At 72.2% G+C, this 26,556-nt stretch carries 18 protein-coding genes; 13 read left to right on the top strand and 5 right to left on the bottom strand.

The window, feature by feature from the left end; genetic code table 11:
- Positions 1-75 precede the first annotated feature (75 nt).
- The 4 genes from OG259_RS16790 to OG259_RS16775 all read left to right on the top strand — a co-directional run bounded on the left by OG259_RS16790 (position 76) and on the right by OG259_RS16775 (position 8,774).
- Complete coding sequence (locus OG259_RS16790; protein WP_443051977.1) at positions 76-3,168, top strand: protein kinase; 3,093 nt, start codon at positions 76-78, stop codon at positions 3,166-3,168.
- A 136-nt stretch (positions 3,169-3,304) separates the two neighbouring features.
- Complete coding sequence (locus OG259_RS16785; RefSeq protein WP_328943024.1) at positions 3,305-5,095, top strand: serine/threonine-protein kinase; 1,791 nt, start codon at positions 3,305-3,307, stop codon at positions 5,093-5,095.
- Positions 5,096-5,248: 153 nt separating this feature from the next.
- A complete protein-coding gene (locus OG259_RS16780; protein ID WP_328943023.1) occupies positions 5,249-6,913 on the top strand; it encodes a succinic semialdehyde dehydrogenase in 1,665 nt (554 codons plus the stop codon).
- Between the two features lie 49 nt (positions 6,914-6,962).
- A complete protein-coding gene (locus OG259_RS16775; RefSeq protein WP_328943022.1) occupies positions 6,963-8,774 on the top strand; it encodes a GMC family oxidoreductase in 1,812 nt (603 codons plus the stop codon).
- Positions 8,775-9,536: 762 nt separating this feature from the next.
- Here OG259_RS16775 and OG259_RS16770 read toward each other — a convergent pair.
- Positions 9,537-9,830 carry a chorismate mutase gene (locus OG259_RS16770; RefSeq protein ID WP_055603524.1) on the bottom strand — a complete coding sequence of 98 codons (294 nt, stop codon included), beginning with the start codon at positions 9,828-9,830 and terminating at the stop codon, positions 9,537-9,539.
- 322 nt (positions 9,831-10,152) lie between these two features.
- Here OG259_RS16770 and guaA point away from each other — a divergent pair, with 322 nt between their 5' ends.
- The 4 genes from guaA to OG259_RS16750 all read left to right on the top strand — a co-directional run bounded on the left by guaA (position 10,153) and on the right by OG259_RS16750 (position 14,740).
- Entirely contained in the window at positions 10,153-11,745 is a 1,593-nt protein-coding gene (gene guaA / locus OG259_RS16765) for a glutamine-hydrolyzing GMP synthase (RefSeq protein WP_328943021.1), read from the top strand.
- A gap of 150 nt (positions 11,746-11,895) precedes the next feature.
- A complete protein-coding gene (locus tag OG259_RS16760) occupies positions 11,896-12,684 on the top strand; it encodes a class II aldolase/adducin family protein (protein ID WP_328943020.1) in 789 nt (262 codons plus the stop codon).
- Positions 12,685-12,861: 177 nt separating this feature from the next.
- Entirely contained in the window at positions 12,862-14,094 is a 1,233-nt protein-coding gene (locus OG259_RS16755; RefSeq protein ID WP_328943019.1) for a hypothetical protein, read from the top strand.
- Between the two features lie 91 nt (positions 14,095-14,185).
- The gene (locus OG259_RS16750) at positions 14,186-14,740 is read left to right on the top strand and encodes a DoxX family protein (RefSeq protein ID WP_328943018.1); all 555 of its coding nucleotides are present in this window, start codon (positions 14,186-14,188) and stop codon (positions 14,738-14,740) included.
- Positions 14,741-14,896: 156 nt separating this feature from the next.
- Here the strand turns inward: OG259_RS16750 and OG259_RS16745 are convergent, their stop codons facing one another.
- Positions 14,897-16,240, bottom strand: a complete 1,344-nt coding sequence (locus OG259_RS16745; protein ID WP_328943017.1) for a PspC domain-containing protein — start codon at positions 16,238-16,240, stop codon at positions 14,897-14,899.
- Positions 16,241-16,396: 156 nt separating this feature from the next.
- Here OG259_RS16745 and OG259_RS16740 point away from each other — a divergent pair, with 156 nt between their 5' ends.
- Together OG259_RS16740 and OG259_RS16735 are read left to right on the top strand one after the other, a co-directional pair.
- Positions 16,397-17,665: a PspC domain-containing protein gene (locus OG259_RS16740; RefSeq protein ID WP_328943016.1), complete on the top strand. Its 1,269-nt coding sequence runs from the start codon at positions 16,397-16,399 to the stop codon at positions 17,663-17,665.
- Positions 17,662-18,378: a response regulator transcription factor gene (locus OG259_RS16735; RefSeq protein WP_328943015.1), complete on the top strand. Its 717-nt coding sequence runs from the start codon at positions 17,662-17,664 to the stop codon at positions 18,376-18,378. The genes OG259_RS16740 and OG259_RS16735 overlap by 4 nt, the downstream gene beginning before the upstream one ends.
- Positions 18,379-18,499: 121 nt before the next feature.
- Here OG259_RS16735 and OG259_RS16730 read toward each other — a convergent pair whose 3' ends face one another.
- A complete protein-coding gene (locus tag OG259_RS16730) occupies positions 18,500-19,633 on the bottom strand; it encodes a C40 family peptidase (protein WP_328943014.1) in 1,134 nt (377 codons plus the stop codon).
- Between the two features lie 342 nt (positions 19,634-19,975).
- On the opposite strand from OG259_RS16730, the gene OG259_RS16725 reads away from it, so the two are divergent.
- Both OG259_RS16725 and pcrA read left to right on the top strand, forming a co-directional pair.
- On the top strand, positions 19,976-20,329 hold the full coding sequence (locus OG259_RS16725; RefSeq protein ID WP_266895593.1) for a hypothetical protein: 354 nt from the start codon (positions 19,976-19,978) through the stop codon (positions 20,327-20,329).
- Positions 20,330-20,465: 136 nt separating this feature from the next.
- On the top strand, positions 20,466-22,916 hold the full coding sequence (gene pcrA / locus OG259_RS16720) for a DNA helicase PcrA (RefSeq protein WP_328943013.1): 2,451 nt from the start codon (positions 20,466-20,468) through the stop codon (positions 22,914-22,916).
- Between the two features lie 80 nt (positions 22,917-22,996).
- On the opposite strand, the gene OG259_RS16715 is transcribed toward pcrA, so the two are convergent.
- Positions 22,997-24,709, bottom strand: coding sequence for a M23 family metallopeptidase (locus OG259_RS16715; RefSeq protein WP_328943012.1), 1,713 nt, complete (start codon positions 24,707-24,709; stop codon positions 22,997-22,999).
- A 222-nt stretch (positions 24,710-24,931) separates the two neighbouring features.
- Positions 24,932-25,723 (bottom strand): esterase/lipase family protein, encoded by a 792-nt coding sequence (locus OG259_RS16710; RefSeq protein WP_328943011.1) that lies wholly within the window; start codon positions 25,721-25,723, stop codon positions 24,932-24,934.
- A 303-nt stretch (positions 25,724-26,026) separates the two neighbouring features.
- Here OG259_RS16710 and OG259_RS16705 point away from each other — a divergent pair, with 303 nt between their 5' ends.
- On the top strand, positions 26,027-26,434 hold the full coding sequence (locus tag OG259_RS16705; protein WP_187623423.1) for a cobalamin B12-binding domain-containing protein: 408 nt from the start codon (positions 26,027-26,029) through the stop codon (positions 26,432-26,434).
- Positions 26,435-26,556: the final 122 nt, after the last annotated feature.

Here is a 26,556-nt window from a genome sequence, read left to right as displayed (position 1 = left end):
GGTCTCGGACCGGAATTGACGGACTCGCGCGATCCCTCCCGATTTCGGGGGATCCGCGGGTCCACGGGGGACAGCGTGCGCGCGTGGGGAGGCGTCGTGGACGACTACGCGGGAAGGGTGCTCGCGGACCGGTACCGCCTGCCGCTGCCGCCGGCTGACGCCGACGCGTACGACCTGGCCGAGACGCGCGCCTTCGACACGTACAGCGGGCAGGAGGTCCTGGTCCGCCAGGTGCCGCTGCCGGAGTTCGTCGACGCCGAGGTGCTCGACGGCGAGGGCGGTCCCGGCGGTCCCTACGGCGCCGCGGGGCGGGCGACCCGCCGCCCGGCCGAGCCCGTCGTACGCCGGGCGATCGAGGCGGCCCAGGCCGCCGCGCAGATCCCCGACCATCCGCTGCTCGACCAGGTCTTCGACGTCTTCGCGGAGGCCGGTTCGCTCTGGATAGTGAGCGAACGCATCGCGGCCAGACCGCTGGCCGCGCTCCTCGCCGAGCGGCCGCTCAACCCGTACCGGGCGGCCGAGATCGGCGCCGACGTCCTCACCGCCCTGCGCGCCCTCCACGCCCACGGCTGGGTGCACCGGAACATCACCTCCCGGACCGTGCTCGTCTGCGACGACGGCCGGGTGGTCCTCACCGGCCTCGCGGTGGGCGCCGCGGAGGAGGCCCTCTGCGGGTACGCGCCGGTACCGGAGCAGGATCCGGACGACACCGCGTGGCCGGCGCCGGTGGAGGAGTACGGGGCCGAGGCGTACGGATCCGACGAGTACGGCCCCGACGAGTACGGCCCCGACCTGTACGAGGCGGAGGTCGCGGAGGTCTACGAGGAGGGCGACGAGCAAGCCCCCTACGGGACGGACGCGTTCGAGGAATCCGCCGAGGAATCCACCGACGAACTGGTCGACGAACTGGTCGACGAACTGGTCTACGAGGCCGGCGAGGAGACGGCAGAGGAGTCGGCAGAGGAGTCGGGGCCGGAGTACGGCTACGGCTACGACGACGGCTACGACGACGGCCATGGCCACGACGACGGGTACGGCAACGGCGGCGGAGGCGAGTCGTACGCCGCCGAACTCGCCCCGGACGACACTGCCCCTCCCTACGGCACCGCCCCCTCCGGCACCGACTCCTACGGCACCGACCCCTACGGCACCGACCCCTACGGTCGGTCCGTGCCCGCCTTGCCCGCCGTCGGGACGCAGCCCGCGCCCGTGCCGCCCACCGCCGATGTGCGGGCCGCACGCGCCGGGGCCATCGCCGCCTACCGGGCCGGTGCCCGCGCCGCCGCCAAGCTCGGCGAGAGCGGATCCCTCCCCGTGCAGCGCCCCGCGCCGACGGACCTGCCCGAGCCGCCCCCGCCACCTACCGCGCAGGCGGCAGGCGCGCCCGAGCCGCAGTGGTGGGCGCGAGTGGCGGACGACGAGGACGACGATGACGACGGCGACGGCGACGGCGACGAGCCGTACGGTGCCGGTCCGCAGGCAGGCCCGCCGCCGCGCGTGATGCTGGCGGGCAACTGGAGCGACGGCCCGCACGCCTCGCGGGACGGCTCCCGGCCGATCCCGGCCGGTGGTGGCGGTCCGGGTGCCGGCCGCGGCCCCGTGCTGCCCGGTTCGGGCCGCCCGGCGCTGCCCGCCGGGTACACGGCCGCGACCCCCGACCCCGCGCGCCTCCCGGTCCCCACCGGCGTCCGGGAGGAGGCCCTGGAGCCGGTCAGGATTCCCGCCCAGGCGGTGGACCGCGGCCCCACCACCCGGCTCGCCGCCGAACGGGCCCGGCAGACCCGGATCGCGGTCGTCGGCGCCGTCACCGAGCGCTGGGCACCCGAACAGGCGGGCCCCGTCCACGAGAACTGGCGCCTCGCCCCGCCGATCGGCCCCGCCACCGATCTCTGGGCGCTCGGCGCGCTCCTCTACCGGGCCGTCCAGGGACACGCCCCGTACCCCGAGGACAGCGCCGCCGAGCTCGTCCAGCTGGTCTGCGCCGAACCACCCGCCTTCGCCGAGGAATGCGGGCCACTGCGCCCGGTCGTGGAGTCCCTGCTGCGCCAGGACCCCACCGAGCGGCCCGACTTCGAGGAGCTGCGCGGCTGGCTGCGCTCCCTCGTGCGCTCGGCTCCTGAGCCGGAGGCCGGTGTCGGAGTCGTACCGCTGCCGTCCTTCGACGAGAAGCGGCTGCCGATCGTGCGCAGGCGCGGCGAGCTGGTGCGCCGTCGGCGCGGGGGAGCGGGCGCGGGCCGGCACCGCCACAAGCGAGGCAAGGACCCGCGCCCCCGGCACGAACACGAGGACGTCGACACGCGGGAGCGTGAGCCAGCCCCCGTACAGGCCGATTTCCGCGAGGAGTTCCGCGAAGACTTCCGCGAGGACTTCCAGGACGAGATCCCGCAGCGCGCGACCCGGCCTCCGCGTGGCGGGCGTTCGTCGTCCTCCCGGACCCGGGGCTCCTCCGGTTCCCCGAGTGCTCTCGGCCGTACCCTCCTGGTGCTCGTCTTCCTGCTGCTCGGCGGGGCCGTCGTGTACGCCGTCCTCTTCATGCCCGGGGAGGGGGAGACGCCCACCGCGCCGACCGCTCCCGGCGCCGGTCCGTCCTCGCGTACGACCGCCCCCCCGAGCGCTCCGTCCGCGACGACGGCGCCGAGCACCGCACCGACCACCGCCCCGCCCGCCACCCCGCGCACCAGCCCGCCTGCCGCGGACCCCTCGGCTCCGGCCCTCGCCGCCGGGTACACGCTGCGCCAGGACCCCGAGGGGTTCCGGATCGGGGTGCCGAACGGCTGGCGGCGCAGTCCGATCAACGACGCCCAGCAAGTGCGCTACACGAACGGCGACTTCACGATGATCGTCGTCCCCGGCCGTGACAGCGTCCGCGACAACGGCTCGGACCCGCTGGAGTTCCAGAACTCCAAGGAACGCGAACTCGATCCGTGGCGGACGTCGAGCTGGGCGGACGTGGACGAGGTGCGCCGGGTCGACATCGGTACGACGGCGACGGCCACGGGCAGTTACTGGTGGCTGGACAGCACGGGCCGCCAGGTGTTCGTCCGCAACCTCGCCCTGATCGACGGCGGGAAGTACCACATCGTCCAGGTCATCGGCCCGAATCGCGAGCGCGCCAAGGTCACCGAGATCTTCGACGAGGCCACGAAGGGGTTCCGTCCGGGGCGCTGAGCGGGACGAGGTACGGAGGCGGTGTCCGGAATGCCCACCGGCCCCCGGTCACAGTGCTGTTCCTATGACCGCCCCGAGGTTCCACAGTCCGTGCCCCCCTCCGTAACCTGGCATCCGAAGGAACGGGCGGGGGCAAGTGGAACATTCTCAGAACACAGGGGCAGGGCTTTTGCTCGCCGGTCGCTACCGGCTGGGCGAGTCCATCGGGCGCGGCGGCATGGGCAAGGTCTGGCGCGCGCACGACGAGGTGCTGCACCGTGTGGTGGCGGTGAAGGAGTTGACGGCGGGCCGGTTCGTGGCGGAGGCCGACCGGCTCGTGCTGCACGCCCGTACGCAGAAGGAGGCGCGGGCCGCCGCGCGGATCACGCACCCGGGTGTGGTGACCGTCCACGACGTCCTGGAGCACGACGACCGGCCGTGGATCGTGATGCAGTACGTCGACGGTCCCTCGCTCGCCGACGCCGCCAAGGAGAAGGGGCCGATCGACCCTCACGAGGCGGCCAGGATCGGGCTGCACGTCCTCGGCGCGCTGCGCGCCGCGCACGCGGCCGGCGTGCTGCACCGGGACGTCAAGCCGGGCAACGTCCTCCTCGCACGCGACGGGCGCGTCCTGATCACCGACTTCGGGATCGCCGCGATCGAAGGGGACGCGACGATCACCCGGACCGGTGAACTCGTCGGCTCCATCGACTATCTGGCGCCCGAGCGGGTGCGGGGCGGCGACCCCGGCCCGGCCTCCGACCTCTGGTCGCTCGGCGCCACCCTGTACACGGCGGTGGAGGGCAGCTCGCCGTTCCGCCGCACCTCTCCGATCAGCACCATGCAGGCCGTGGTGGCCGAGGAGCCGCCGTACCCGGAGAAGGCCGGACCGCTGGCGCCCGTCATCGTGGCCCTGCTGCGCAAGGACCCGGAGCAGCGGCCGCAGGCGGACGAGGCCGGGCGGATGCTGCTCGACGCGATGGAGGGGCGTACACCGGCCGCGGCGCAGGCGTACGTACCGACCCAGCGGGTGGCGAGGGAGGATCTGGACCCGGCGGGGGACGGGTCCGGCTCCGTGCTCGACATCGTGACCCTGGGCGACGAGCCGGACGGCACGGGTCCGACGGGCACCTCACGCGCGTCCACCCCGGCCCCCACCGCCCAGTGGCCCCACCCGGCCCAGAGGGCGGAGGCCTCTCAGGCGTCCCACCTGTCCCCGTCGACTCAGAGAGAGCCCTCCGGGAGCCAGTCCTCCCGAAGCCCGTCCTCCCTTCCGCACGGCCCCGCCCCCTCGCATCCCACCCTGGTGCCGCCCCCTGCGGCCTCCGGCCGTGGCCGCTGGCGTACCGCCGTGCTGGCCGCCCTGCTCGCCGGACTCGTCGCGGGCGGCGCCGTCTTCGCCGCAATGAACTACGCGGGTGGAGGCGGCGACGGCGGACGGCCCAAGGCCACCGGATCCGCCCCCTCCACCGCCACCCAAGGCACCGGGAACGACATCCCGGACGGCTGGCACCGCGTCGTCGACCGGGAGGGCTTCAGCCTCCTCGTGCCGAAGGGCTGGAAGCGGCAGACGGAGGGCGACAACATCGACTACACCCCGGACAACGGCCGCCACCGCATCCGGATCAACATCGACGCCAGCCCCGACTTCGAGAACCCGTACATGCACGCGCTCGACCTGGAGCGCATCGTCGCGAAGCGGATGGAGTACACCCGGGTCAAGCTGGGCCAGACCACCTACCGAGACCAGGTCCGCTCCTCCCTGTGGGAGTTCACCTGGACGGAGAAGCGGGACTTCCCCGGGCCGCGGCACGCGATCGACCTCATGTACTACGCCGACGACGGCACGGAGTACGCGATCTACATGTCCTCGCCGGAGTCGAGCTGGGAGACCACCCGCGAGCAGTTCGACATCGTCCTCCAGCACTGGCGGGCCCCGGGCGACTGAAGCCGGTGAAAATCTCCGGTACGGGCCTCCACACAGCCATAAGCCCCTGATCAGGGCTTATGTGCCAGTGATCGCTGGCGCGATGTGCGCACCCGGTGAAAACGCGTTACCGACGGGTACCCAAAGGGCGGAACGGCGCCTACGCTCGGGCCCATGACGGACTCGCAGGCCCCCGCCGCCCCCTCGGTTCCCGACGCCCCCGCCGCGCAGGCCGGAGCCGCCGCGCCCGCCGCGGCGACCAATCCGGTCGCGCCCGCGCCCGCCGGCGTGCGCACCGCCGCCGACGTCGTGACGCCCGAGGTGGTCGCCCGGCTCACCCGGGGCGTCGTCGGCTCCGGCCGGACCGCCAACCACACCCCCTTCACCGGGGCGAAGCTGGCGGACCTGCCCGAGTCCACCCCCGAGGACGTCGCCGAGGCCTTCACGCGCGCGCGTGCCGCCCAGACCGCCTGGGCCGCCACCCCGGTCAGGGCCCGTGCCGCCGTCCTCCTGCGCTTCCACGACCTCGTCCTCCAGCGCCAGTCCGAGGTCCTCGACCTCATCCAGCTGGAGACGGGCAAGGCCCGCCTGCACGCCCACGAGGAGGTGCAGGCGGTGGCCGTCGCCGCCCGCCACTACGGCCGCAAGGCCGCCTCCTACCTGCGCGCCAAGCGCCACACCGGCGTCGTACCGACCCTCACCAAGGTCACCGAGCTGCGCCAGCCCCGCGGGGTCGTCGGCCAGATCGCGCCGTGGAACTACCCGCTCGAACTCTCCGTCGGCGACGCGCTCCCCGCCTTCGTCTCGGGCAACGCCGTCGTCATGAAGCCCGACACCGAGACCGCGCTCACCGCGCTGTGGGCCCGTGACCTGCTCATCGAGGCCGGTCTTCCCGCCGAGGTCTTCCAGGTCGTCCTCGGAGACGGCCCGGTCGTCGGCCCCGAGGTCGTCAAGCACGCCGACTACGTCTCCTTCACCGGCTCCACCCGGACCGGCCGCGAGGTCGCCCAGGGCGCCGCCGCCCGGCTCGTCGGCGTCTCCCTCGAACTCGGCGGCAAGAACGCGATGCTCGTCCTGAAGGACGCCGACATCGAGAAGGCCGCCGCCGGAGCCGTCCGCGCCTGCTTCTCCTCGGCCGGCCAGCTCTGCATCTCCATCGAGCGCCTGTACGTGCACGAGTCGATCGCCGACGCCTTCCTCGACCGCTTCGCCGCCCGCACCAAGGCCATGCGGCTCGGCAGCTCCCTCGCGTACGGGGCGGACATGGGCTCGCTCGTCGGCGAGCGCCAGCTGGAGACCGTCACGAAGCACGTCGACGAGGCCGTCGCCAAGGGCGCCACGCTCGTCGCCGGCGGCGTCGCCCGCCCCGACATCGGCCCCCTCTTCTACGAGCCGACCATCCTCGACGGCGTCGAGGCCCCGATGGCGGTCTGCGGCGAGGAGACCTTCGGCCCGGTCGTCTCGATCTACCGCTTCCGCGACGAGGACGAGGTCGTCGACCTCGCCAACGCCACCCCGTACGGCCTGAACTCCTCCGTCTGGACGAAGGACTCGCGCCGCGGCCACGCCGTCGCCGCCCGCCTGCGCACCGGCACCGTCAACATCAACGAGGGGTACGCCCCCGCCTACGGCAGCGTGCAGTCCCCGATGGGCGGCATGAAGGACTCCGGTCTCGGCCGGCGCCACGGTTCCGAGGGCATCCTCAAGTACACCGAGGCCCAGACCGTCGCCCAGCAGCGGCTGATGCCGCTCGCGCCCTCCTTCGGGATGGACGACGAGAAGTACGCCGCGTTCATGAGCGTCTCCCTGAAGGCGATGAAGGCCCTGCGCCTGCGCTGACCCCCGGACCCGCCCCGCCCCCTTTCGCCCTTTCCGTACGAGGAGAGCCATGACCGCGGTACCCCCTACCCAAAATCAGGAGCAGGCGGACGACGACGCGTACGACTACGACGTCCTCGTCGTCGGTTCCGGCTTCGGCGGTTCGGTGACCGCCCTCCGGCTCACCGAGAAGGGCTACCGGGTCGGCGTCCTGGAGGCCGGGCGCCGCTTCACCCGCGCCACCCTGCCGAAGAACTCCTGGGACGTGAAGAACTTCCTGTGGGCCCCCGCGCTCGGCCTCTACGGCATTCAGCGCATCCACCTGCTCGGCAACGTCATGGTGCTGGCCGGCGCGGGCGTCGGCGGCGGCTCGCTGAACTACGCCAACACCCTCTACGAGCCGCTCGCGCCGTTCTTCGACGACCCGCAGTGGAAGGACATCACGGACTGGCGCGAGGAGCTGAGCCCCTACTACGACCAGGCCAAGCGGATGCTCGGTGTCCGGATCAACCCGACGATGACCCCGTCGGACGTCCACCTCAAGGCGACCGCACAGAGCATGGGCATCGGCGACACCTTCCACATGGCGCCCGTCGGGGTGTTCTTCGGGGACGGGCAGGACGGCGACGGGACGGCGAAGGCGAAGCCGGGCGGCGAGGTGCCCGACCCGTTCTTCGGCGGGGCCGGCCCCGCCCGCAAGGCCTGCACCGAGTGCGGCGAATGCATGACCGGCTGCCGGCACGGCGCCAAGAACACCCTCAACGAGAACTACCTCTACCTCGCCGAGAAGGCGGGCGCGGTCGTCCACCCCATGACCTCGGTCGTCGCGGTCACCGAGGACTCGCGGGGCGGCTACGCCGTCAAGACCCTCCCCTCCGACAACCGGAGGAAGGGCAAGGGCCGTACCTTCACGGCCCGCAAGGTCGTCATCGCCGCCGGCACGTACGGCACCCAGACCCTGCTGCACCGGATGAAGGACACCGGCCTGCTGCCCCGGATCTCGGCCCGGCTCGGCGAGCTGACCCGTACCAACTCCGAGGGCCTCGTCGGCTCGCAGACCACCGACCGGCGCTACCGGAAGAAGCACGGCAAGGAGAAGGCCGACTTCACCCGCGGTGTCGCCATCACCTCCTCGATCCACCCCGACGAGAACACCCACATCGAGCCCGTCCGGTACGGCAAGGGCTCCAACTCGATGGGCGCGCTGACGATCCTCCAGGTGCCGTACGGCGCGCACCGCGTCCGCAGGTGGCTGCTCGAAATCGTCAAGCACCCCGCGCTCGCGGCCCGCTCGCTGTCCAACCGGCGGTGGTCGGAGCGGACCATCATCGGCCTCGTCATGCAGTCCCTGGACAACTCCCTGACGACCTACCGCAAGCCCGGCGGCGTCGGCAAGGGCCTGCTCACCGCCCGCCAGGGCCACGGGGCCCCCAACCCGACGCAGATCGAGGCGGCGACCCAGGCCGCCACCCTCCTCGCCGAGGAGATCAACGGCTTCGCGGGCTCCAACGTCGGCGAGCTGATGGGCACCCCCCTGACCGCCCACTTCCTGGGCGGCTGCCCGATCGGCGCCGACGCCGACTCCGGCGTCATCGACCCGTACCACCGGCTCTTCGGCCACCCGGGGATCTCCGTCGTGGACGGGGCCGCCGTCTCCGCGAACCTCGGCGTGAACCCGTCCCTGACGATCACCGCGCAGGCGGAGCGGGCGATGTCCTTCTGGCCGAACAAGGGCGAGGAGGACGCGCGACCGCGGCAGGGCGAGTCGTACGTACGGATCGCGGCGGTCGAGCCGAAGTCCCCCGCGGTCCCGGCCGAGGCCTTCGGCGCGCTGCGGCTGCCGTTCCTGGGGATGCCGGCGGTCCCGCCGAAGAAGAACTGACCCGCCGAACGGGTCGTGAACCGACACAGGTAAGGGGCGCTGCACCCCCCTCCGAGTGCAGCGCCCCCACCAGCTTTGGTGTTGCTGCATAGATGACCCGCGACCGGCGGGGATGGTTGTAGCGGTTGCACGGGATCTTCATGTGACGCGCGTCACGTCGGAGGCCGGTGCGGGGAGGGGCGCGCACAGGCAAGGGCCCCGTGCCGCGATTCCGGTCGCGGCACGGGGCCCTTGGGGTCGGCACCGGTGTCAGGGCAGCGGCGGTGCCGAGCGGGGCGGCGCCGGGGGGTTGCGCCGCGTGGGGAGGGAAGCGGGAGGGGACGAGACGGTTTCGGAGGTTCGCACGGTGCGGGCGGTCGCGGGGGCCGCGACCGGGAGAGCCGGTTGCGGCCGGCCCCGAGCGTCCCCGGGGCCGACCGCTCCTTCTGGGTGACCGGGCTGCTGTCCCCTGCTGTCCGGTCACAAGCGCTGGTGCGAGGTCCCACGACGTACCTGAGGTACGCCACACGCCCCAGCGAAGCCACGCGTGGTTTCTTACGGGCCCGCCCCTGGCTGGCACGGACACCCGGACCAACGAAGCCGGGCCGGAGCCGGTCACGCGCCGTACGGGTGAGAGCGGGCCCGAACTCAGATCCGGGGACGCACCCGGATACGCGAGCGCACGACGTACCCGGATGTGCGAGCGCACGACGTACCCGGATACGCGAGCGCACGACGTACCCGGATACGCGAGCGCACGCAGCCGGATGCGCGAGGGCGCCCTCAGATGCGTCCCCGGCACAGCTCCAGCATCGTCATCGCGAGCGCCGTGCCCGGCTTGCCCAGCGCATCCCGGTAGTGACCCAGGACCTCCATCTCGCGGGCCAGGTTCACCCGGCGGCCGCCGGAGGAGATCCGCGCCTCCTGGATGACGGCCGAGACGGCCATCCGTTCCTGGATGAGACCGATGATCCGGTCGTCGAGCGCGTCGATGCGCTCACGGGCGTCACCGATCAGCGTCGCCGCCTCGTCGGTGCGGGCGCCGGTCTTCTCCGGGGTGGCGGTGTTCGTCGTCATGGTGGGGCTCCTGGGGTGTCGGATGCCCTGGGGTGAACCGGCCCGGGAACGACAGAACGCCCCGGGCTGTCAGCCCGGGGCGCCTGGGAAGTCGCTTGTCAGTTGCTCAAGCAGCACGACCATGGCAGCCGGTGGGCCGGTTGCCATAGGTAAAGAGGAAGGTCGTGAGCTTGCGCATGGCACCAGTATGGACCCCGCCGCCGGACCGGAGCCAACCCGGGTTCGGATGGTGAGACGAAAAGCGCCACCGGCGCGCCGGTAGAATCGACAAATAGCACCCCCCTTCGGGGGACCCTCCTCCTACCGCCGGAAGGCCGCCGTAGTGTCATCAGCGACCCCCGCTGCCGCGCCCGACGTCACCAACCCGGACGTAGTCCTCGTTGTCGACTTCGGCGCCCAGTACGCCCAGCTCATCGCCCGCCGCGTCCGTGAGGCCCGGGTCTACAGCGAGATCGTCCCGTCCACCATGCCGGTGGCCGAGATGCTGGCCAAGAACCCGAAGGCGATCATCCTCTCCGGCGGACCGTCCTCCGTGTACGCCGAGAACGCCCCCCGTCTCGACCGCGAGATCTTCGAGGCGGGCGTCCCCGTCTTCGGTATGTGCTACGGCTTCCAGCTGATGGCGACGACCCTCGGTGGCACCGTCGACAACACCGGCGCCCGCGAGTACGGCCGGACCCCGCTGCACGTCTCCAAGGCCGGCTCCACCCTCTTCGAGGGCACCCCGGTCGAGCAGTCCGTGTGGATGTCGCACGGCGACGCCTGCTCCGCCGCCCCCGAGGGCTTCTCCGTCACCGCGTCCACCGACGTCGTGCCGGTCGCCGCCTTCGAGAACGACGAGAAGAAGCTGTACGGCGTCCAGTACCACCCCGAGGTGCTGCACTCCACGCACGGCCAGCAGATCCTGGAGCACTTCCTCTACCGCGGCGCCGGCATCGAGCCCAGCTGGACCACGGGCAACGTGATCGAGGAGCAGGTCGCGGCCATCCGCGCCCAGGTCGGCGACAAGCGCGCCGTCTGCGGTCTCTCCGGCGGCGTCGACTCCGCCGTGGCCGCCGCGCTCGTGCAGAAGGCCATCGGCTCGCAGCTCACCTGTGTGTACGTCGACCACGGCCTCATGCGCAAGGGCGAGACCGAGCAGGTCGAGAAGGACTTCGTCGCCTCCACCGGCGTCAACCTGAAGGTCGTCGACGCCCAGGAGCGCTTCCTCACCGCCCTCGCCGGCGTCTCCGACCCGGAGACCAAGCGCAAGATCATCGGCCGTGAGTTCATCCGCGTCTTCGAGCAGGCGCAGCTGGAGATCCTCCAGGAGGACGGCCCCGAGGTCGCCTTCCTCGTCCAGGGCACGCTGTACCCGGACATCGTCGAGTCCGGCGGCGGCACCGGCACCGCCAACATCAAGTCCCACCACAACGTGGGCGGCCTCCCCGACGACATCGAGTTCGAGCTCGTCGAGCCGCTGCGCCAGCTGTTCAAGGACGAGGTCCGGATGGTCGGCCAGGAGCTCGGCCTGCCGGAGGAGATCGTCCAGCGCCAGCCGTTCCCCGGCCCCGGCCTCGGCATCCGCATCGTCGGCGAGGTCACCAAGGAGCGCCTGGACCTGCTGCGCGAGGCCGACGCCATCGCCCGCGAGGAGCTCACCGCGGCCGGCCTCGACCGCGAGATCTGGCAGTGCCCGGTCGTCCTGCTCGCCGACGTCCGTTCCGTGGGCGTCCAGGGCGACGGCCGCACCTACGGTCACCCGATCGTGCTGCGTCCCGTCTCTTCCGAGGACGCCATGACGGCCGACTGGTCGCGTCTGCCGTACGACGTGCTCGCCAAGATCTCGACCCGCATCACCAACGAGGTCGAGGACGTCAACCGCGTCGTCCTCGACGTCACCAGCAAGCCGCCGGGCACCATCGAGTGGGAGTAGTCGCTCCCGCTCGCTGAGCCCACCGAAGCCGCCGCCCCCGCGTCCGTCGCGCGGGGCGGCGGCTTCGTCGTGTCCGGCCCCTCCCGAAGGCGTCTTTCCATGGCGTCCGGACTCTGGTGACTTGACCGGACGGGCGTTACCTTCCGGCGCATGAGCGTGATACCCGACCCCGTTCCCGTCGACCGGCTCCACTTCGCCATGCCGCCCGTCCACGCGACGGCCGAGGAGGAACGCGCCCACCGCAAGCAACGGCTCGCCGGCGCGCTCCGGGTCTTCGGGCGGTTCGGTTACGAGGAGGGCGTCTCGGGCCACATCAGCGCCCGCGACCCCGAACTCCCCGACTGCTACTGGGTGAACCCCTTCGGGGCGCCGTTCGAGGAGATCTCGGCGAGCGACCTCATCCTGGTCAACGGCGACGGGCAGGTCGTCCGGGGCGGGCAGTACGTCAACCAGGCCGCGTTCACCGTCCACGCCCAGGTCCACCGGGCCCGCCCCGACGCCGTGGCCGTCGCCCACACCCACTCCCTCCACGGCCGGGCCCTCGCCGCGCTCGGCGAACTCCTCGACCCGATCACCCAGGAGGCCTGCGCCTTCTACCAGGACCACGCCCTCTACGACGCCTACACCGGCGTCACCGTGGACGCCGAGGAGGGCCGCCGGATCGCCGTCGCCCTCGGCGCGTTCAAGGCGATCGTGCTCCGCAACCACGGCCTGCTCACCGTCGGCACCTCCGTCGACGCGGCCGCCTGGTGGTTCATCGCCCTGGAGCGCTGCGCCCAGGTGCAGCTGGCCGCGCGGGCGGCCGGCAAACCGGTCCTGATCGACCACCGCGAGGCCGTCGCCACCCGCGAACAGCTCGGCAGCGACCTCGTCGCCTGGATCAACTACCAGCCCCTCTGGCGCAGGATCAGCCGAGCGGAGCCCGAACTCCTGTCGTAACACCATCGCTTCAGCCTTCTGTACGTCAATGAGATGGCGCGGCAATCACCCTCCGGCGGGGCGCACGCGGCAGGTGCGGGAGCCGCCGGTGCGACACAATTCCGGGGAAACAACGGCTGGTTGACCCTTCGGGAGGCACCGGTACGTGTCGTGAAGTGAGCTCGGGAAGTGAGCACCGTGGCCGTTCAAGAGGCGAGACAGTACGGCGAGCACGCGACGGCCTGTGGGGGCTGCGCCCACTGCGGGCAGGCCGGTCACCGGCGCGCCGTCGCCGCCTTCCTCGCACGGCGCGACGAGCTCGCCGCCGGGCACGGCGTCCCCGCCGCCGTCGCCCATTCCCCGGTCGCGGCCCGCCAGTGGGTCTCCGACGAGCTCGCCCAGTCCGCCCGCGCGGTGGCCGTGCACGGCCGGGAGGCCGGGGTGGCCTGGTTCGACCGGGTACGGCGCGGAGGTCTCGCCGCGGTCTGGGGCGCCGTCCTCGCCCTCCTCCTCGGCCAGGCCCTCACCGCCGTGCACAGCGGCTGGACCGTCGCCCGTACGGCCGGGCTCTGCACCGCCCTGGTCCTCGCCGTCCTGCTCAGCGCCGCCGCCCACTCCCACCGCTCCCGCGGTGGTCTGCTCGCCCCGCTGATCGGCGAGGACAACCGGCTCTCCACCACCCGTGCCGCCGCCGCCGGCTGGCTCCTGTTCCTCGGCTACACCCTCCTCTTCCTGGCCTTCCTCGCGCCGGGCGCGCGCGCCTTCGGTCTGGCCCGGGGTGCCGGTCTGCTGACCGTCCTCGCCCTGGTGTCGGCCGTCACTGTGACCGCCCGTCTCGTCGTCGCGGTGGGCATCGTGTCCCGCCGCCTCCAGAAGGTCCGCGCGGACCGCCCGCGCGCCGCCGATCTGCTCTGCGACGACAGCGGCCGGGCCGCCCTCGCCGACGTCCAGTACCTCCTCGTCTCCGGTTCCGTCCTGGCCCTGGCGGCCGTCGGCCTCGCCCGCGACCCCGCCAGGCTCCCCGAGGTGCCCTGGTCCCTCGTGCTGCTCGTCGGCGTCTCGGCGGCCTGGCACCTCGCCGCGAAGTGCACCGAGGGCGTCCGCCCCACGATCCACTCGGTGGTCCGGTCCCGGGAGGCCGGTGACCTCGACGCCCCGATCCGCACGGGGGACGACATCGAGATCCGCGGCTGCGGTTTCGTCCCGCCCGGCGCCGGCGCCCCCGAGCCGCTGACCCGTCTGGTGGTCCGCATCGGCCCGGTCCACGCCCACGTCCCGTTGGTCCCGGTGCCGGGCGGCTTCGCCAACCCCACCGACGCGGCCCTGACCGTCCCCCTCCCGGCGGATGTGGAACCGGGCCGGGTGGAGGTCTCGGTCGTCACGGCCGCGGGCGTCGAGACCAACCGGGTCACGATCGACGTCGTGGACTGATCGTCCGGCCCCCTTCCCGTATCCGTTCACAGGCTGGACGAGGAGAATCGTTCCGCGAACAGTCGTACGGGGCGAGGAGAGGTGGCCGACGATGACGGGACACGCGGACCGGACGGACAGGACGGCCGACGGAACCGGTGGCGCGGGTGGCGAGGACGGTTCCGGTCGGTTCGGCGGGCTCGACCGGTGGAAGGCGCTCGGCTCCCGCTACGCCCTCCTTCCGCTGCGGCTCTTCCTCGGGGTCACGTTCATCTACGCCGCCTTCGACAAGCTCACCGACTCCGCCTTCTTCGCCGACACCGGCACGGGCTCCATCGGCGAGATGATGACCGGCGTCCGCGACAGCTCGGCCATCCCCGCCCTGGTCGACCTCGCCCTCAAGAACCCCGCCGGGTTCGGGTACGCCATCGCCTTCGGGGAGCTCGCCGTCGGCATCGGCACCCTGGTCGGTCTCTTCGCCCGGGTGGCGGCCCTCGGTGGGGCGCTGATCTCGCTGAGCCTCTGGCTGACCGTGAGCTGGCAGGTGAACCCCTACTACCTCGGCAATGACCTCGCCTATCTCATGGCCTGGCTGCCGCTGCTGCTGGCCGGGGCGTCGGTGCTGTCGCTGGACCGGCTTCTCGCCGAGCGGCGCCGCACGCGATAGACGACCCAGGTCACGAGCCCTGCCAGGCCCAGACCGCCGCAGAGCACCGGGATCACGGCGTACCACGGGGTCGTCCAGGCCCCGGCGGCGTCGCCCGCGTAGACCGCGGCGAGCGTGAGGGCGGTGAGGCCGACGATGAGCCGGCCGGGGCGGAACTCATGAAGCAGCACGGGTGACCTCCAGCTGTCCGATGCTGACCTCCAGCGTGAGGTCCAGGGTGCCTGCCGGGGTGGTCCCGGCCGGCGGGTTCAGCGTCCGGGTCGCGTCGCGGTCCGGAGAGATGTCGATGTCGTTCGGCGGTTCGCCCGGCAGCTGCAGATCGCCGAGCCCCACCTGGGCACTGAGCTTCACCACCGCGTCCTTGGGGACGATCACCTTGAGCTGTCCGGCGGCCACCTCCGCCGATGTCGACACGGTCGTGCCCGCCGGGACGGGCAGCGCCGACAGATCGAGCGTGCCGACCCCGGTGGCCAGCTCGTAGTGCGGCTGCACGGCGGTGACCGAGGCCGGTCTCCAGGTCTCGCGGATCCACTCCGTGGTGATCTGTTGGGGCACCGCTGTGGCCAGGGCCAGCAGGCCCGCCGTGACCACGGTGTGGAAGATCGTGCCGAACCCGGTCCTGCCCAGGAAGCTGCTGACGACCAGGCCGAGGCCGAACACCGCGAGGGCCCCGACCAGACCGGTCTGCAGGCTCGTGCTCAGCGGCTGGCTCTCCCAGGTGAGAGCGGTGCCGAGGACGGCCGCGGCCATCGCGAGCAGGAAGACGAGACCGGCGATGGAGTACGGACTCCGCCGGATCGAGGGCTTCGGACGCCCGGGGGCCTGGGGGCCGGCGTTCCACTGGCTGCCGGGCTTCGGGACCTCGCCGTCCACCCGGCCGTCGCTGTCCAGGATGCCGTGCGGCCCCCACAGGTATCCGATGGCCAGCTTGCCCGTCGAGCCGTCCTTGACGATCGGGTCCTTCCACCAGGAAGGGGACTCGACGAGCGGCGGAGCCTTGGTCTCGGGCGGGGCGACGGCGACCGAGGCGGCGCCCGTCGAGTCCTCCCGGCCCTCCGCCTCCGCGGCACCAGCCTGCCGGTGCCGCGACCAGAGCGCCGCCGACGACAGCGCGAACGCCACCAGGAGCGCGGAGCCCATCATCGACCCGCTGTGCAGCATCGACAGGAAGATCCCGCAGCCCACCAGGGCGGTCAATATGGCGGCCAGGGTGGAGCCGGAGACGCGGCCGGTCAGCAGCCTGCGCCCCTCGTTCTCCTCCTCGCCCACGAGCGGGATCAGCAGCCAGGCGAAGCCGTAGACGATCAGCCCGAGGCCGCCCGGCAGCGCGAGCACACCGACCACCACCCGGAAGATCACCGGGTCCAGGTCGAAGTACCGGCCGAGGCCGCCGCAGACACCGCCCACGACCTTGCTGCTGCGCGAGCGCCGCAGGGGCAGGGCGGAAGCGGCCTCCGCCGGCGGCGGGGCCTCGTGCTGCGAAGGCATCGAACTCGTCATGCGTCCATGGTGACCGCCCGTGACGCCGAGCGGCACCGGGGCCGACCCTGGCCCGACCCTGATATTCGGAGCCCCGTTCTCCCCGAGGCGGTACCAGGGACGATCTCAGGGCCGACCCTGATGTCCCGGGCGTGCCGAACGTGTGACGATCGGTGCATGTCCGCAGCCGCTCGTGTCACCGACACCGACGAACCGCCCGTGCGCAAGCTCTACCGGAGCGCCGACGGGCGATGGCTCGGCGGTGTCGCACGCGGCCTCGCCGGGCACCTCGGGCTGCCGGTCGTCTGGGTCCGCGTGGCCTTCCTGGTCATGTTCTTCCTGGACGGCCTCGGACTTCTGATCTACGCGGCCTTCTGGATCGTCGTGCCGCTCGGTGTCGGCGGACGGACCGCCCCGCGCTCCGTCTTCGAGACCACCCCCGAAGGGCGCCGCAGACTGCGCAAGCCCGACCGGGGACAGCTCTTCGCCTTCATCGTGCTCGGGCTCGGCGCCGCGGCCCTCGTCGTGAAGATAAGCGCCGACAACCAGTCCGGACGCTACCTCTGGCCCCTGCTCCTCGTCTCCGGCGGTGTCGCCCTGGTCTGGCGCCAGGCGGACAACGCCCGGCGGGCCAGCTGGACCGACCCCGGGCGCCACACACGCGCCTTCCACCTCGTACGCGCCCTCGTCGGCGTCGCCCTGGTCGGCACCGGCCTCGCCGTCTTCCTGGTGGTCCGCGGCTCCGTCGCCCAGCTCGGCACGGCCCTCACCGCGGCGGTCGCGGTCCTCACCGGCATAGCCCTGCTCACCGGCCCCTGGCTGGTCCGGATGTCCCAGGACCTGACGGAGGAGCGGACCATGCGCATCCGCGCCCAGGAGCGCGCCGAGGTGGCGGCCCACGTCCACGACTCGGTGCTGCACACCCTCACCCTGATCCAGCGCAACGCCGAGGACGCCGGCGAGGTCCGCCGCCTCGCCCGCGCCCAGGAGCGGGAGCTGCGGAACTGGCTCTACAAGCCCGAGGGCAACGGCAAGGACAAGGACGAGGAGCCCGAGACCCTCGCGGAGGCGGTGAAGAAGTCCGCCGCCGAGGTCGAGGACCAGCACGGGGTCCCCATCGAGGTGGTCGTCGTCGGCGACTGCCCGCTCGACGAGGGTCTGGTCGCACAGATGCAGGCCGCGCGCGAGGCGATGGTCAACGCCGCGAAGTACGGTGGCGAGGGTGGGGCCGTGCAGGTGTACGCGGAGGTGGAGGGCCGCTCGGTCTTCGTCTCGGTCCGGGACCGGGGACCGGGCTTCGACCTGGACGCGGTGCCCGAGGACCGGATGGGCGTACGAGAATCGATCATCGGCCGGATGCAGCGCAACGGCGGTACGGCCCGGCTTCGGTCCGTGCCGGGCGGGGGCACCGAAGTGGAGCTTGAGATGGAGAGGGCGGACGGATGAGCGACGAGACCGGAGCAGCGACCGGAACCGAGGCGGGGGCGGCCGGCCCGGAGCGCCGGGTGCGGGTGGTGCTCGTCGACGACCACCGGATGTTCCGTACGGGAGTGCAGGCCGAGATCGGCCGGACCGAGGTCACCGGCGTCGAGGTGGTCGGCGAGGCCGCCGACGTCGACCAGGCGGTCACCGTCATCACGGCGACCCGCCCCGAGGTCGTCCTCCTCGACGTGCACCTGCCGGGCGGCGGCGGGGTCGAGGTGCTGCGCCGCTGCGCGAGCCTGATGGGCGCGGCGGACGACCCGGTCCGCTTCCTCGCCCTGTCCGTCTCGGACGCGGCCGAGGACGTCATCGGGGTGATCCGGGGCGGTGCCCGGGGCTATGTCACCAAGACGATCACCGGTACCGACCTGGTCGACTCGATCTTCCGGGTCCAGGAGGGCGACGCCGTCTTCTCGCCCCGGCTCGCCGGATTCGTCCTGGACGCCTTCGCGTCGACGGACGCGCCGCCGGTGGACGAGGACATGGACCGGCTGACCCAGCGGGAGCGGGAGGTGCTGCGGCTGATCGCCCGGGGGTACGCGTACAAGGAGATCGCCAAGCAGCTCTACATCTCGGTGAAGACGGTCGAGTCGCACGTCTCGGCGGTGCTGCGGAAGCTCCAGCTCTCCAACCGCCACGAGCTGACCCGCTGGGCAACGGCCCGCCGCCTGGTCTGAGCGGCCTGCGCCGGGCTGCCTCGTCGGCCAACCTGCGCCGGGCTTGCCCGGTCGGGCCACCCGCGCCGGGCCGCCCGGTCGGGGCCGTCTCCGCCGATGGGGCTGGTTCGGGGCGAGCCCGTCATCCCACCCGGGTCGCTCCCGCGAACGGCATCTCGTCGATGGGGGCTACCCGCACCGGGGCGCCGGGGCGGGGGGCGTGGATCATCTGGCCGCCGCCGATGTAGAGCCCGACGTGGCTGATCCCGGAGTAGAAGAAGATCAGGTCACCGGGGGCGAGCTGGGACCGGGAGACGCGCCGGCCGGCGTTGATCTGGGTGTACGTGGTGCGCGGCAGGGAGACACCGGCCGCGCGCCAGGCGGCCTGGGTCAGGCCCGAGCAGTCGTACGCGGAGGGACCCGTCGCCCCCCACACGTACGGCTTGCCGAGCTGGGCGTGGGCGAAGGAGACGGCCTGGGCGGCCCGTGCGTTCGGGGCCGTCACCGGTCCGCGGTCGCCGCCCGAGGAGCGGTCGGCCCGCGTGGTGGCGGTGGCGGTGGCGGCCGTGGCCGTACCACCGGTGCCGCTGGTCCCGGCCGTGGTGCCCGAGCCGTCGTGGCCCGAGCCGTCGCGGCCGGCCTCGGCCGCTTCGTACCGGGCCCGTTCCTCCGTGGTGAGCCGGGCGAGCAGGGTCCGTGCCGCCTGGAGCTTGCCCAGCACGGCCGCCTTCTGTCGCCGCAGCTCCGTCTCGTGCCCGCGCAGCGCGTCCAGGCGTCCCGTCGACTCGGCGCGCAGCTGCCGTACCGCGGCGAGCTCGCGCCGTACCGCGCTGACGGCGGCCGCCTGCCGGTCCGCGGCCTTCTCGGCGAGCGCGGCCCGCTCCAGGTACCGGTCGGGGTCGGAGGTGAGCGCGAGCTGCACGGCGGGGTCGAGGCCGCCGGAGCGGTACTGGGCGGCGGCCATGGTCCCGAGCCCGTCCCTCGCGGTGTTGAGCCGCTGGGTCCTGCGGGCGGCCTCGTCGCGCAGCCGCTCGAACGCGGCGCGGGCCTCGTCCGCCTTCTCCTTCGCCCCGTTGTACCGCTCGGTCGCGACCTCGGCCTCTTCGTAGAGCCGGTCGACCTTGTCCTTGACCTGGGCGGTGGTGGGGCGGGGTTCCGCGTGCCCGGACCCCTCGAAAAGCGTCGCGGTCGCGGCGGAGGCGAGGGCGAGTGTGGCGGCGGTGCGGCCCGCCTGACCACCGAGGGGCGACTGCTTGGGTTTTCGGTGTGCTGCCACGAGGGCGGGTCACATCCTCTGTCCGAGGGGCGGGCCCGCCGGGCCGACGACGGGCCGTCACAGGGGAGACGGCCCGCCGCCGGGTTTTCTCGGCGGGGGTGACCGACAACCGCCGGATCGCCGGTGGTGGTGGGGAGCCGGTCACCTGCTCCAGGACGCTAAACCTGGGGTCACCGCCGGGCGGTGGGATGACCGCTATTGATGACAGTTGACGGTCGTCGACCGATGTCTTTCGCCCGGGGTGACGGGCCCGGGGGCTTTCCGACGATCGTCCGACCGAAGTGCCGGAGCGGGTGGACCCGGCCGGAGGGCGGTGCTAGGGCCCCGGTTAGGCTCCGGCCCATGGACGTACTCATCAATGTCTTCGTCGCCCTGCACATCATCGGTATCGCCTCCCTGCTGGGCGGATTCCTCACCCAGATGAAGGCGATGGGGGCCGGTACGGCCCGCTTCAGCCCCGCCATGCTGCACGGCGCGCTGACCATGCTGGTCACCGGAATCGCGCTGGTCGGCCTGAACCAGGCGGACGACCAGAGCGTCAACAACCTCAAGATCGGCATCAAGCTCGGGATCCTCGTCGTGATCCTCGGCCTGGTCTACGTGAAGCGCGACGAGGAGAAGGTCGACAAGGGTCTCTTCGCCGCCGTCGGCGGTCTGACCATGGCGAACATCTTCATCGCGACCCTCTGGACGTGACCTGCCGGACGTGACCCGCGACCCCTCCGGGAACGGGTCCGGACCCGGGGGTGTGACCGGTTCCGCAGGCCGCCGAGGAAGGCGGGTCCCGAAGGCGGGCCCGGATGTCGGTGGGGCGTCCTAGACTCGTGAGGCGATGAGCAGCCTCTTTGACGACAGCTTCCTGGCCGGCCTCCAGAACCACTCCTCGGAGGAGCCCCCGCCCCACCCCGAGGACGACGAGCACGGCTCCCCGGCCGTGGAGGACGTCCCGCACGACCTCTTCGGGGAGCACTTCGACGTGCCTCCGCCCGCCCGGGACACGCACTACCGCGACGGCGCCCCCCGCCCCGTCGTGGACACCGCCGCGCTCCTGGACGGGCTGAACGAGCAGCAGCGCGCCGCCGTCGTCCACACCGACACCCCGCTGCTCATCGTCGCCGGTGCGGGATCCGGCAAGACCCGGGTGCTCACCCACCGCATCGCCCACCTCCTGGGCTCACGGCACGTGCACCCCGGCCAGATACTGGCGATCACCTTCACGAACAAGGCCGCCGGCGAGATGAAGGAGCGCGTCGAGCAGCTCGTCGGGCCGCGCGCCAACGCGATGTGGGTGATGACCTTCCACAGCGCGTGCGTCCGCATCCTGCGCCGCGAGTCGAAGAGGCTCGGCTTCACCTCCTCCTTCTCGATCTACGACGCCGCCGACTCCAAGCGGCTGATGTCCCTGGTCTGCCGTGACCTGGACCTCGACCCGAAGAAGTTCCCGCCGAAGTCGTTCAGTGCCAAGATCTCGAACCTCAAGAACGAGCTGATCGACGAGGAGAGCTTCGCCGACCAGGCCGTCGACGGCTTCGAGAAGACGCTCGCCGAGGCGTACCGGATGTACCAGGCGCGGCTGCGCGAGGCCAACGCCCTGGACTTCGACGACATCATCATGACGACGGTCCATCTGCTGCAGGCGTTCCCCGACGTCGCGGAGCACTACCGCCGCCGCTTCCGTCACGTGCTCGTCGACGAGTACCAGGACACCAACCACGCCCAGTACACCCTCGTGCGGGAGCTCGTCGGCACCGGCTACGAGGACCTCGGCCCGGCCGAGCTGTGCGTCGTCGGTGACGCCGACCAGTCGATCTACGCCTTCCGCGGCGCGACCATCCGCAACATCCTCCAGTTCGAGGAGGACTACCCGGACGCGACGACGATCCTCCTGGAGCAGAACTACCGCTCCACGCAGACGATCCTCTCCGCCGCGAACGCCGTCATCGAGCGCAACGAGTCCCGCCGCCCCAAGAACCTCTGGACGAACGCGGGCGCCGGTTCGCAGATCACCGGCTACGTCGCCGACACCGAGCACGACGAGGCCCAGTTCGTCGCCGACGAGATCGACCGGCTCACGGACGCGGGCGAGGCCAAGGCCGGGGACGTCGCCGTCTTCTACCGGACCAACGCCCAGTCCCGTGTCTTCGAAGAGATCTTCATCCGCGTCGGACTGCCCTACAAGGTCGTCGGCGGCGTGCGCTTCTACGAGCGCAAGGAGGTCCGGGACGTCCTCGCGTACCTGCGCGTCCTCGCCAACCCCGAGGACAACGTCCCGCTGCGCCGCATCCTCAACGTCCCCAAGCGGGGCATCGGCGAGCGCGCCGAGGCGATGATCGACGCCCTCTCGCTGCGCGAGAAGATCACCTTCCCGCAGGCCCTCAAGCGGGTCGACGAGGCGTACGGCATGGCCGCGCGCTCGGCGAACGCCGTCAAGCGCTTCAACGCGCTGATGGACGAGCTGCGTACCGTCGTCGAGTCCGGCGCGGGCCCCGCCGTCGTCCTGGAGGCCGTCCTGGAGCGCACCGGCTATCTGGCCGAGCTCCAGGCCTCGACCGACCCGCAGGACGAGACCCGGATCGAGAACCTCCAGGAACTCGCCGCCGTGGCCCTGGAGTTCGAGCAGGAGCGCGGAGAGGAGCCCGCGACCCTCGCCGAGTTCCTGGAGAAGGTCGCGCTCGTCGCCGACTCCGACCAGATCCCGGACGAGGACGAGGAGGGCCGGGGCGTCATCACCCTGATGACCCTGCACACCGCCAAGGGCCTCGAGTTCCCGGTCGTGTTCCTGACGGGCATGGAGGACGGCGTCTTCCCGCACATGCGCGCCCTCGGGCAGGCGAAGGAGCTGGAGGAGGAGCGGCGCCTCGCGTACGTGGGCATCACGCGCGCGCGGGAGCGGCTCTACCTCACGCGCTCGTCGATGCGCAGTGCCTGGGGCCAGCCCTCGTACAACCCGGCCTCGCGCTTCCTGGAGGAGATCCCGCCCGCGTACCTGGAGTGGAAGCGGACCGGTCCGATGGCGAAGCCCGCCGGGCCGACCTCGGGGATCACCTCCTCGCTCTCCTCGTCCCGCTCGCGCTCCGGTCCCTCGGGCTTCGCCACCCGGCGTGCCGGGGAGAAGCCGGTGATCTCCCTGCAGGTCGGTGACCGGGTCACGCACGACCAGTTCGGACTCGGCACGGTCATGACGGTGACCGGTGCGGGCGCGGACGCCCAGGCGACGATCGACTTCGGCGACGAGAAGCCGAAGCGGCTGCTGCTGCGGTACGCGCCGGTCGAGAAGCTGTAGCCGCGGAGACGGCGTACGAGAGCGGGCCCCGGCCGAGGAAGCCGGGGCCCGCTCTCGTCGGTGAGAGGTGAGGGGTGAGGTCAGCTGGTCGGGTCGAGACCGTGGCTGCGCAGCCAGGCCAGCGGGTCGATCGCGTAACCGCCGCCCGGCCGGACCTCGAAGTGCAGGTGCGGGCCGGTGGAGTTGCCCGTGTCGCCGGAGTACGCGATGACGTCGCCGGCCTTCACCTGGCCGTAGCGGATCTTGGCGCTGCTGAGGTGGCAGTACCAGGTCTCGGTGCCGTCCGGGGCGGTCACGATCACCATGTTGCCGTAGGCGCTGTTGATCTGGGTGCGGACGGTGCCGTCCGTCGCGGCCATCACGGGGGTGCCGGTCTGCACGGGGAAGTCGATGCCGGTGTGCACGGACATCCAGTTGACGCCGGACTGGCCGAAGCGCGCGCTGAGCCGGTGGAGTTCCACCGGCAGCATGAACTTGGGACGCAGCGCCTCCTTGCGGGCCGCCTCCTCCTCGCGCTTCTTCTTGTCGGCCGCCTGGCGGGCCTTGAGGTCGATGCGTTCCTGGGTGCGGCTGGCGCGGTCGCCGAAGTCGCGGGCGTCGGCGCTGAGCGCGGCGAGCTGCGTGTCGAGCGCGTTGTTGGCGGCGACCTGTTTGACGGAGGACGGGTCGGCGGCGGCGAGCGCGGTCGTGTCGTCCTTCTTCCCGCTGTCGCCGACGGGTCCGGTGAGTCCGCCGACGGAGGCGGCGGCGATGCCGGCGACTCCCATGACGCAGGCGGAGGGGACGGCGACGGTCAGCAGCGCGGACCGCTTGGCGGGGGTACGGCGACGGCCGCGGCTGCCGGCGGAGGAGCGGCGTACGGGGCGGCCGGCGACGGGGGAGTCGGTACGGACCTCGACGGCGGGCTGGTCGTCGAGGTCGTCGGCGCGGACGTCGTGACGGTCGTCGACGTCACCGTCGTGGTCGCGGTCGTGTTCGTCGAGGCCGGCGTCGAGGTCGTGGGCGGACTCGGTGTCGTCCGGGTCCGCGAGGGCCTCGGCGGTGGCCGCCTCGGTCTCGGGGACGTACTCGAACGCGAACTCCGCGGTGTGCTCGGGGCCCGGGGTGTACTGCTGGGGGACGACCGGATCGGCCTCGGGGGCCGCCTGGTTCCACGCGGTCGCGTCGTAGGCGCCGGTGTCGGTCGCGAACGCGGGGGCGGCCCACTGGCCGGTGGCGTCGTAGGCCTCGTAGCCGTACGCCCCCTGGGCGGCGTAGGCGCCGGAGTGGAGGGTCTCGTACTGGCCGGTGTGCTGGGCCTCGGTCCAGGCGGAGGCGTCCCACTGGCCGGTGGTGTCGTACGAGGGGGCGGCCTCGTACTGCGCGGCGGCGTCGTACGGGGGGGGCGTCTCGTACTGGCCGGTGATGGTCTCGTACTGCGCGGCCGTCGTGTCGTACTGACCGGTCGTCGTCTCGTACTGACCGGCCGAGGTCGCGTACGTGCCGGTGGTGTCGTAGGCGCCGGTGGTGTTCCACTGCCCGGTGGTGTCCCACTGGCCGGTCGTGTCGTACTGACCGGTGGTGCCGTACTGCCCCGTGGTGTCGTACTGCGTGCCCGTGGTGTCGTACTGCGTGGTGTCGTACTGCCCCGTCGTCGCGTACCCGCCGGTGGCGTCGTACCCGCCGAGATTCCACTGTCCGCTGTGGTCGGCCTGACCGTCGGCGTAGGCGCCGAAGAGGGGGTCGGTGGCGAAGCTGCCGGTGGAGTGGGCGCCGTCTCCGGCGTACCCGGCGTGGGGGTGCTGGTCGTTCACCAACGTCTCTCTCGCCTCGGCAGCAGGACCATTCCGGGGCGGCCCGACGAGGGGTGTCCCGGGGGTAAGCAGTGGCGCGACTGTACCCGGCGGTATGCGCAACCGACAATCTTCGGAAGGGTTTGAGCCCGTAGGAAACGGGCAATCGGCCGTGTTTCGCCAGCTCGCGGAGGGAGCTTTGGCCTTGTGTTCGAGGAACGTTCGAAGAACGGTCCCGGAGCGTCACGCCACGGAGGTCGTGCCCGGCTCTTCCTCGTGCGCTCCCGGCGCCTCCGGCCCGCCCGCGTCGAGCGCCTCCCGGACCCCGGTGGCCACCGTGGGGTGCACGGGAAGCGCGAGATGACCGATTCCGCTGACCCGGACGTTGTGCACGAACAGGTCGGGGTGGTCCAGACGGGCCGTCTCCACCGGCACCATGATCTGGTCGAGATCGCTCCAGAAACTCACGAACCTGGTCCGGCAGCCGGGCGAGGGCCCGGCGAGCTCCCGCAGCACCTCCGAACCGGGCCGCATCTGCCGGACCAGCGGGTGCGCGTCGGCGAGCGGGGCGATGCTCGTGCCGGAGTGCGGGGTGCCGAGCGTGACCAGGGTGCGCACCTTGGTGTCACCGCCGAGACGCTGTACGTAATAACGGGCGATGAGCCCGCCCAGGCTGTGCCCGACGATGTCGACCTCGGCGTGTCCCGTACGGGCGCGGATCTCGTCCACCCGGCGGCCGAGCAGCTCGGCGGCGGCCCGCAGGTCGCAGGTGAGCGGTGAGTAGTTGAGCGACTCGACGCAGTCACGGCCGCTGCGGACGAGGGAGCGGCGCAGCAGGACGAAGACCGAGCGGTTGTCCACGAAGCCGTGGAGCAGGACGACCGGGCGCCGGCCCGGGGTGACCTCGGACGGGGGAGCGGCGGGCGCGAGGCGCTCGGCCACGATCCCCGACGGGTACAGGACGAGGTGCCCGGTGAGGATCGCGAGCTCCAGGGCGGTGGCCTTCATCAGGGTGGTGACCTTGGTGAGCTCCATGGCCGGCCTCCCGAACGGTGCGCGGGGCCGGACGGTACGCCGGTACGCCGCGTCCCCGCGCCGCACGGACGGCGGCACGGGGACGCGGCGACCTCGTCGCGGCTCCCTTTGCGTCCGTGCCCCGCTTGCGGCTGGTGGGCCCAGGAGGAGGGCCCGAAAGCGGGGTCCGGCGCAGAGCGAACATGTCCCACGTGTGATTTCCCCCTCGCTCGCCACCGCGAAACGGGCGGTTGCGAGATGCTGGCGATAACGTTCGTTCACCTCCCCGGCAAACAGGCGCGGGGGTCGCATGTGGAGGCAGTGATGGGTGTGACCGGTCCGATCCGCGTGGTGGTAGCCAAGCCGGGTCTCGACGGCCACGATCGCGGGGCCAAGGTGATCGCGCGGGCACTCCGCGACGCCGGTATGGAGGTCATCTACACCGGACTCCACCAGACGCCCGAGCAGATCGTCGACACCGCGATCCAGGAGGACGCCGACGCGATCGGTCTCTCGATCCTCTCGGGCGCGCACAACACGCTGTTCGTGAAGGTCCTGGAGCTCCTCAAGGACCGCGACGCGGAGGACATCAAGGTCTTCGGTGGCGGCATCATCCCGGACGGGGACATCGCGCCTCTGAAGGAGAAGGGCGTGGCGGAGATCTTCACGCCGGGCGCGACGACGACGTCCATCGTCGACTGGGTGAACGCGAACGTGCGCGTGGCCGCGTAGTCCGGTTCGTCCACCTCACGCCGTCGGGGCCCTCCTTTAGGGGAGGGCCCTTCGGTGTGCCGTGGGACGGCCGGTCCGCTCTGCCCAGGCGGTCGCCCCGGCCCACTCACCCCACTCACCCC

It is taken from the genome of Streptomyces sp. NBC_00250 (assembly GCF_036192275.1).
Taxonomy (GTDB): Bacteria; Actinomycetota; Actinomycetes; order Streptomycetales; family Streptomycetaceae; genus Streptomyces.
This window is presented reverse-complemented; position numbering and strand designations above follow the sequence as displayed.